The organism is Sphingomonas kyeonggiensis, assembly GCF_030812785.1.
In the GTDB taxonomy this organism is placed as follows: domain Bacteria; phylum Pseudomonadota; class Alphaproteobacteria; order Sphingomonadales; family Sphingomonadaceae; genus Sphingomonas; species Sphingomonas kyeonggiensis_B.
In genome coordinates this window covers 1,730,546-1,738,692 of sequence record NZ_JAUSTJ010000002.1, presented here as the reverse complement: position 1 = coordinate 1,738,692, position 8,147 = coordinate 1,730,546, and the positions used below count along the sequence as shown (strand labels likewise).

Genomic DNA, 8,147 nt, shown 5'->3' with positions numbered 1-8,147 from the left:
AAGGGGGCTATTGCCGCCCGAACCGGGCCCGGTAATCGGGCAGCTCGAAGCTGAAGTCATCGCGCTTCAGATAGTCGGCGTCGCTGAGCTTCCCCATGCCGTCATGCGCCTTGTACCAGGCGGCATAGTCCGGCAGCTCGGTGCTGAACTTCTTGTAGTGGGTCGACCAGGTCCGCACTTGGACGCTCGGTCTAGGGCCGTCGAGTCGAAAGGTGAGCAGCCGCATCCAGCCATCGCCGAGCGTGGCATTGGCCTTCTTCCAGCCCAGCGCCTTCGCAGCCTGCCAGCGGCCCTGATAATCGGCCATCATCTGGTGGACCTGATGCCCGGCTAGGTTGCGATCGACGCTATAGCCCTGGCCGCCGATATGGCCGCTCAGCACCAGGAAGATCTGATCGTTCTCGCTGATCAGCTTGTCCCAGACCATCTGCGGGTTGTTGTCGCGGTGGTCGAGGATGCTCTGGTCGAGCGCGGGGGTGTCGGCGCGCGATCCGTCGCGGTCTAGATATTTGTGCGTGGTGACGATCGTCGGCACGCCGGGGAAGCGGTGGAGCACGCGCTTGGCCCAGGCGAGCGAGGCGTCGGGGGCATCGAACTGCAGGCCGATATGGAGGAAGCGGCAATCGCCGGCCGTGAACAGCTGCGCGCTGTCCGCGCCGCCGTCATGCGCGTCGACATACCAGGGCTGTCCCTTGAAGAGCTCGGACTCGCTGGAAAAGGCCGAGCGGAACCCGTCGAGCCCGCCCAGATGGCGCAGGCCGATCCTGAGCGAGTCCGTGCGCTCAGGCTGGGGCGGATGCGCGGGATCGGTCCATAGCGCGTCATAGTCATGGTTGCCGGGCACCACCGAGAAGGGGAGCTTGCCCTTCAACAGCTCGAAACCACGGATTGCCGCAGGACTCTCGAAGGTTCGGGTCTCCTTGCGCGGCCCCTCGGCCACTTCGGAGCTCATCGCGTTGGGCATGCCCCTGAACCCGCGCAGCTCGTGCGCGCGATCCATCCATTCCGAATAATGCTGCCAGACGTCACCGACATGGGTGGCGAAGACGATGTCGCCGCCCGCGCTCTTCGCGTGAGCGGCGATCCAGCGCATCTGCTCGAGGAACAGATCGGTGCCGTCCACCGGATAGCCGGCCGATTTCTGGTGGCTGTAGTCGAGATAGTTCTGCGTGTCGGGGATCATCGCAATGGTGAATTCGCCGCAGCGTCCCTTGGCGGCGGCGGGCGCGGCGGCGAGCAGCGCCAATGCGAGGAGGCTCAGGTTGCGCTTCATTGGGGTCTCGCTGGCAAGTGGTTGGCGGCAAGGAGCAATGCGGTGACGTCGCCGGCCTCGGCTGGCGTCAACGTGCCCGGATCGTCCTGCGGCATCGACTGGCGTATCTTGGCATAGAGCGCGTCCGGACGGCCGCGCCATTTGGCCTGGAAGCGGGCGCCGATGAGCGACGGCCCGTCCTCCATCCCTTCGAAGGCGCGGCCGTGGCAGCTCGCGCACTGCGCGACATAGACAGTGCGCCCGCGTTCCGGCGGCATGGCGGGCTTCGTCAGCGCCGCCATGCAGAGCGGCGCCGCTGCGCTCAGGAGCAGCAGGGGCGCCGCGCGTCGCATTACTTCACCCGCTTGCGCGAGCCCTTTTCCTGCACCGGAAGCTGCTGCTGCGGATTGAGGACCGGCGGGATCGGCAGGTTGCCCGCCGCACGCGCGACCGCCAGCATCTCGGCGGTGCCGCCGGGCAGCACCGGGAACCTGGCCGTGGGCTGGCCGAAGCGGAAGGCCGAGGTCAGATCGCCAAAGGTCCTGCGACGCCAGTCGCTGATATTGGGCTCGCGCACGCCGGTATGCCGCTCGAGGAACTGCAGGATCGAGGTGTGATCGAAGCGCTCGCTGCACACCCAGCCGCCGGCGGTCCAGGGCGAGATCAGCAGGCAGGGCACGCGGAAGCCGCCGCCGAGCGGCAGGCCGTCGACGAACTCGTGCGCCGTACCTGCGGGCGGCACCGGCGGAGGAACGTGATCGAACAGCCCGTCATTCTCGTCATAGTTGAGGATGAACAGCGTCTTCGCCCAGACCTCCGGGTTGGCGGCGAGCTCGTTCAGCCGGCTGGCGATGAAGTTGGCGCCTGCCGCGGGGATCGAGTTCGACGGATGCTCGTTCGCGTCGGCGGGCGGGAACATCCAGGAGACGGCGGGCAGACGATCGTTGCGCACGTCCTGCGCGAACCGCTCCTCGTCCGCATCCGGGAAACCGCGCAGGGCAAGCGGAGAGCCGGCCGGGGCTTGCGCGATCCGCGGGAAGCAGCGGAACAGATTGTGCGAGCGCTTGCCCAGCTCGCCATATTGATAGACGCGCCAGTCGACACCGGCGGCCTCCAGCCGCTCGGCATAGGTCGTCCAGCGGAAACCCTCGGGCGGCATCTTGTTGCGGACGACCGGTCCGCCTGCCAGCGCATCGGGATCGATCGTGCCGGTCATGTAGTAGAGCCGGTTCGGCCAGGTCGGCCCCATCACCGAGGAGTGATAGGCGTCGCAGATGGTGAAGGCCTCGGCCAGCGCATAGTGGAACGGGATGTCCTCGCGCTTGAAATAGCCCATCGTATAGGGGCCTTCGGGACCGTCGGCCTCGCGGTGCGCCGGCAGCCAATTGTCCATCTTGCCGCCGTTCCAGGCCGCGTGCTGGACCTTGCGGGCATGGCTGGTCGAGGGCAGCTTCTGCGCCTTGGTGGTCGAGGTATCGACGTGGAAGGGCAGCAGATAGCCATCCGGATTCTCGGCATCGGGCTGGTGGAAGACGTTCCGGCCCGTGGACAGCATCAGCGCGTCAGGGTCGTCGAAGCCGCGGACGCCGGAGAGCGTGCCGAAATAATGGTCGAACGAGCGGTTCTCCATCATCAGCATGACGACATGCTTGATGTCCTTGAGCGAGCCCGCGCGGTTCGGCACCTGGGCGAGCGCCTTCTGCAGGTTGGGCGGCAGCAGGCCCGCGGCGGCGGCGAGCGCGGCAAGCTGGGCACCATCGGTGATCAGGCGGCGGCGGGTGAATTGGGGCGTGTCGGCCATCGTAGGACTCCGGTTCAGAAGCGCGCGCGGATGCCGAACGTGCCGGTGCGGCCGTTCTGGACATAGATCGCGCTGTGGTTGGGGGTGCTGCTCGCGGTGGTGGCGAGCTCGCCGGGGACCATGACGTTGTAGGGCTGGGCCAGCAGGTTGTTGACCGAGAAATAGGCTTCCCAGTGCTTGACCAGCCTGATCCGGCCCGAGACGCTCAGGTCGGTGCGGGCCTGGAACCAGCTCGGTGTGGTCGAGCGGTATTTGTCGTCGTTCCACAGCATGTTGACGTAGAGCCGGACCGGGCCCTTCTCATACATCAGCGCCGCCGAGCCGATATTCTTGCCGACGCGGGTGATCGGCTCGCTCGGCTCGTTGTGCATGAAGCCGCCGCGGACCGACAGACCGTCGAACGGCGCGGGCAGCCAGCTGAACGCATGCTGGAACGAGACCTCGATACCCTTGATGCTCACCACGCCGAGCTGGCGATAGGTGGTGTAGCTATAGTCGGCATAGGAAGGGTCCTCGGCATAGCCGCCGGCTGCCGCGCCCACTTCCGCCGCGGTCAGGCCTTCCTGCAGATCGGCCAGGCCGTCGATGCGATTGTAATAGAAGCCCGCGGTGAGCAGGCCGACCGACTTGAAATAGTGCGAGAGGCGGACGGAGATGTTGTCCGACATCGCCGGGGTCAGGCCCGGATTGGGCACCGAGATCACCTTGTTGGCATCGTCCACGCTGGCGCTGCCGGCGATCGCGTTCAGGCCGGGGCGCAGGATGGTGCGGCTATAGCCGACCTCGGCGTCGGTGCTGCGGCCCAGAGTGAGCTTGGCGGAGGCGCTGGGATAGAGCTTGAAATAGTTACCGCGGATTTCCTGATAGCCGTTGGTCTGGAACTGATAGTCGACGCAGGGAATGGTCGTGGCGATGCCCGTGGAGGCGGTGACCGCGCACTTTACGCCGTTGACCGTGGCGGCCTTCACTTCGGTGGCGGAGAGCGGCGACCAGCCCCAGCTGGTGTTGGCGGTCCATTCGGCGCGGAGGCCCGCACGCAGCTTGAGCTTGCCGACCTTGGCAGTGGCCATGCCGTAGACGGCCTTGATGTTCTCCTCGAACCGGGTGTTGTTCGAATAATTGGCCGCGGCGTAGTTCGCTGCCGAGAGGGTGTGCGTCCACTGGTCCGGATTGTTGACGTACAGCTGGTAGAGCCTGGCCATGTCGATCATCGGGATGTAGCTTGAGCCCGAGAGCGAGGTGACGCTGGCTTCGCTCTTGCTCCACGACGCGCGCTGATAGGGATTGATCACCGAAGCCAGGAAGTCGGCGTTCGAGAGCGGGCCGGTATAGGTGTAGAGATTGTCGCCCGAGGTATCGCCGAAGCGATAGACGGTGTCGGTGACCTTGAAGCCTGCCTTGAAGGTGATCGGAACCGCGCCGAACTGCGCGTCATAGCTGGCGTTCAGCCCGCCCGACTTCTCGTAGATGAAGGCATTGGCGCCGCTGGTGGTGCGCAGCTGCGGCGTGGCGGAGAGCGTGTAGGACGAAAGGTTGCTCCAGTCAGGCCCGCTCGTCTGGCGGATGTCCCAATCGGTGTAGGCGAGGCTCGAGCTGCCCTTCACCGCCGAGAAATTGCCGGTGGAGGTCACCGTGGAGATGAAGGACGTGACCTGATCCTGGTGCGGCGAGTTGTAATAGGACTTGGAGTCCGAATAGGCGAAATAGCCGTCGACATGCGCGTTGCCGCGGTTCCATTCGAAGCTCGGCGCGATGATGTTGCCGTTGTTGACCTTGTACTGGTTCGTATCGGCGCTCTGGATGGTCTTCGCGGTCGCGGCGTTCAGCGTGGTGTAGTTGCCGAGGATGTCGCCGCTGACGCCATTGGTGCGAACGCCGGTAGTCAGCGTGACGTCGCTGGTGTTCTGATAGACGTCGCCGCGGAAGAAGATGCCGAGCAGCGACAGGGTCAGCCGATCGTCGGCCTTGAAGTCGATCATCGCCGAGGCGGTGCGCCGCGTCGTCTGGCGCGCCGACTGCTCATATTCCATCGCCGTGAAGGCGAGCGGATCGGGGCTCTTCGCCGTCGGCGCGTAGCTGCGGCTCATCGTGATCTGCTCGCGCTCGATATAGCTGTTGTTGTAGCCGAGCGAGACCAACACCCCCAAGCGGCGGTCGAAGAAGCTGTTGGCGTAGAAGAGCGAGGCTTCGGGCAGGAAGCGCCTGCCGCCCCAACCCTGGGGATCGGGGCCGCTATGCGTCTTGCTGTCCCACATGTTCTCATGGGTGAAGCCGCCGAACGATACCACCAGCGCCTGCTTCTTGCGGTCATAGGCGTGCTTGGTGCGCAGATCGATGATGCCGGCCGGCGCGTCCGCATTGTTGTCGGCGCTGACCGTCTTGTAGACCGTCACGGAATCGATCGCCGACATCGAGATCGATTCATAGCTGAAGATGCGCGCGCCCGCGGCCGAATTGGCATAGCCCGCAGGCGCGTTGGCGTTGGCCGAGACCACGTCCATGCCGTTCAGCTGGGTGCGGGTATATTCCGCCGGCAGGCCGCGCAGAAAGGCGTAGAGCGAGGTGCCGTTGGTGCCGTCGACATCGACGCCCGGCATGTACTTCAGGAACTCGGCCGGGTTGCCGCCGGCGATGTCGCCATAGGCTTCGGTGGAGAGCACATCGACGATGTTCATCGCCTTGCGCTGCGCCATGATGTCCTGCGCATAATCCTCGCGTGCGCCGTTCACGATGATCTGGCTGCTCGGCTGCTCGCCGTCGGCACCGCTTTCGCGCAGACTGAAATCGAGCTTGGCGGTCTTGCGGGCCAGCACGTGCACCACGGCTGCCTCGGTCGTGTAGCCTGTGAAGTGGACGGTCACGGTAGCCGGGCCGGCGGGCACGCCGTTGAAGCGATAGGCGCCGGCATCGCCCGAGGTCGCGAAGCGGCGCTCCCCGTTGGAAGCGGTCAGATCGATGATCGCGGCGCGGAGATACTCGCCGCTCGCCGGGTTGACGACCTGGCCGGCGATGGTGCCGCGACCGTTCACCTGCGCGTTCTGGCGGCCGGGAGCCCGGCGCGAGCGCAGGGTGATGACATGGCCGTCGTCGCTGACGATCTCGAGTGGCGTGCCGGCGATCAGGCGGCGCAGCGCCTGGCGCGCATCCATCGACCCCTTGATCGCCGGGGTGCGTACTCCGGCCAGGTCACGCGCCGCGGCGACGACCTGGATCTGCGCCTGGCGGGCGAATTCGGGGATCGCCTTCACCGCCGCCTGGGCGGGGATGTCGAAGCTGCGGACCTGGGCGAACGCGGGCGTTGCCACGAGCGACGCGATGACCGCAGCGGACGACAATATGGCGTTGCGGGCAAGCATGATCTTCGACACCCTTGGGTGCGGCGGCCGCAGCACCCTTTGAGGCTGAGAGACCTGGCGGGAAAAGTTCCGCCATTGTGGCGGTAAATTTTTAGGGGCGGCCGGCGCGGCGGCTGAGCACCAGGGTATCGCCACGCTGTTCGACCCGGGCGTCGAACAGGCCGGCCACGGCACGGCTGAAGCCCATGGGATCGCTGGCGGAGAACAGCCCGGCGACCGGCTCGCGGGCGAGCGCAGGATCGCTGATCTCGATGCGGGTCCTGCTGTAGCGGGCGAACTCGGCAGCGGCGTGCTCGAGCGGCTCGCCCTCGAACGCGATCTTGCCATCACGCCAGGCCAACTCGCGCGAGACGAGGTCCGGGGCGATCAGCGTCGGGGCCGGAAGCCTGTCGATCAGTGCATCGGGCTGGAAGGCGAGCCGGCTGCCGGCGGGCAGTTCCAGCCGGGCTGGAGCGCCGGCAACCGAAGCGAGCGCGAGCTTGCCCTGGTCGGCGAGGATGTCGACCGGCTTCCCGTCGAGCTTGCGCACCCGGAAGGTCCCGCGCGTGGCGCGCAGGCGCTTGCCCGGCAGCTCGACGAAGAAGGGGCGGCGCGCATCGGCCAGGATGGTGAAGAACGCCTCGCCATAGAGCAGCTCGACCACGCGCTCGCTCGGGCTGTAGTGCACCTTCACGCTGGTCTGGGTGTTGAGCATCACGGTCGAGCCGTCGTCGAGCGTGACGAGGCGGACCTCGCCCAGGCCGGTGGTGATCGCCGCGGCGGGCAGGGCGATGCCGAGGGCCAGCACCGATGCCGCGATTGCCCCGCCGGTGCCGACCATGGCGAGCATCGAGCGGCGGCTGAGGCCGCGCCGCGGCTCGGGGTCCGCAGGCGCGGGCTCGGCAAACGCCCTGGGATCGAATTGCGGGCCGAGCGCGCGCGCGGATTCGCTCAGCATCGCATAGGCATCGGCGCGCAGCATCGCCCCGCGGCGACGCGGATCGCCGTGCAGCCAGGCTTCCAATGCCCGGGAGTCCTCTGCCGAGAGCGGCCCCCGATCGAGCCTGGCGATCCAGTCGGCGGCGGTTTCGTCAATGGATCGACTGGTTTCTCGCTCGGCCGTCAAAAGAGGCAATCTCCATTTCCCTTTCCCTAGAGGCTTTTGCCAGAGCTTTTCCGCCATGGCCAAACCAATCGATCAGGAAACGAAGCCCGCGCGAGATGTGTTTTTCAACTGTATTCTCCGAAATCGCCATGCGCGCGGAGATCTCGCGCTGCGACAGCCCCTCGACGCGGCGAAGCATGAACGCCTCCTGGGTCTTCGCCGGCATCGCGCCGATCGCCTGGGCCAGCCGGCCCAGCTCGTCGCGATCGATGGCGATCTGTTCGGGCGAGGGACGGTCGTCGGCCAGCTCCAGCTCGCCCAGGTCCTCGACCGTGTGGATCGAGACGACGCGGGCGCGGCGGACATGGCGGGTGATCACCGAGCGGGCGACCTGGAACAGATAGGCGCGCGGATTGCGGATATCCTCGACCGTGTCGAGGTCGGCGAGGATCGCATAAGATTCCTGGATGATGTCGTCGACATCGAGGCCGAGCGGCTGGCGCCGGCCGAGCCAGCTGCGCAGCGCCGGCTCATGCGGCAGGACGTTGCGTAGGAACCATCGCGTCCGTTCGCGGTCGATCGCGTGCATCAGCCATCCCTGCAGGGTGCAACCCGAGACCTCGCCGATCAGCGAGTCGGCACTCCGTTAGGCGG

Annotated in this window: 6 protein-coding genes; all 6 read right to left on the bottom strand. The window is 66.5% G+C overall.

The window, feature by feature from the left end; genetic code table 11:
- Positions 1–7: 7 nt before the first annotated feature.
- The 6 genes from J2W22_RS17750 to J2W22_RS17725 all read right to left on the bottom strand — a co-directional run bounded on the left by J2W22_RS17750 (position 8) and on the right by J2W22_RS17725 (position 8,082).
- Entirely contained in the window at positions 8–1,273 is a 1,266-nt protein-coding gene (locus tag J2W22_RS17750) for a serine/threonine protein phosphatase (protein ID WP_307119549.1), read from the bottom strand.
- On the bottom strand, positions 1,270–1,605 hold the full coding sequence (locus tag J2W22_RS17745; RefSeq protein WP_307119548.1) for a c-type cytochrome: 336 nt from the start codon (positions 1,603–1,605) through the stop codon (positions 1,270–1,272). The genes J2W22_RS17750 and J2W22_RS17745 overlap by 4 nt, the downstream gene beginning before the upstream one ends.
- A complete protein-coding gene (locus tag J2W22_RS17740; RefSeq protein ID WP_307119547.1) occupies positions 1,605–3,053 on the bottom strand; it encodes an alkaline phosphatase family protein in 1,449 nt (482 codons plus the stop codon). Before J2W22_RS17740 ends, J2W22_RS17745 begins: the two co-directional genes overlap by 1 nt.
- A gap of 14 nt (positions 3,054–3,067) precedes the next feature.
- Positions 3,068–6,409 (bottom strand): outer membrane beta-barrel protein, encoded by a 3,342-nt coding sequence (locus J2W22_RS17735; protein ID WP_307119546.1) that lies wholly within the window; start codon positions 6,407–6,409, stop codon positions 3,068–3,070.
- Between the two features lie 91 nt (positions 6,410–6,500).
- Entirely contained in the window at positions 6,501–7,514 is a 1,014-nt protein-coding gene (locus tag J2W22_RS17730) for a FecR family protein (RefSeq protein ID WP_307119545.1), read from the bottom strand.
- Positions 7,480–8,082 carry an RNA polymerase sigma factor gene (locus J2W22_RS17725; protein ID WP_307119544.1) on the bottom strand — a complete coding sequence of 201 codons (603 nt, stop codon included), beginning with the start codon at positions 8,080–8,082 and terminating at the stop codon, positions 7,480–7,482. Before J2W22_RS17725 ends, J2W22_RS17730 begins: the two co-directional genes overlap by 35 nt.
- Between the last annotated feature and the right edge of the window lie 65 nt (positions 8,083–8,147).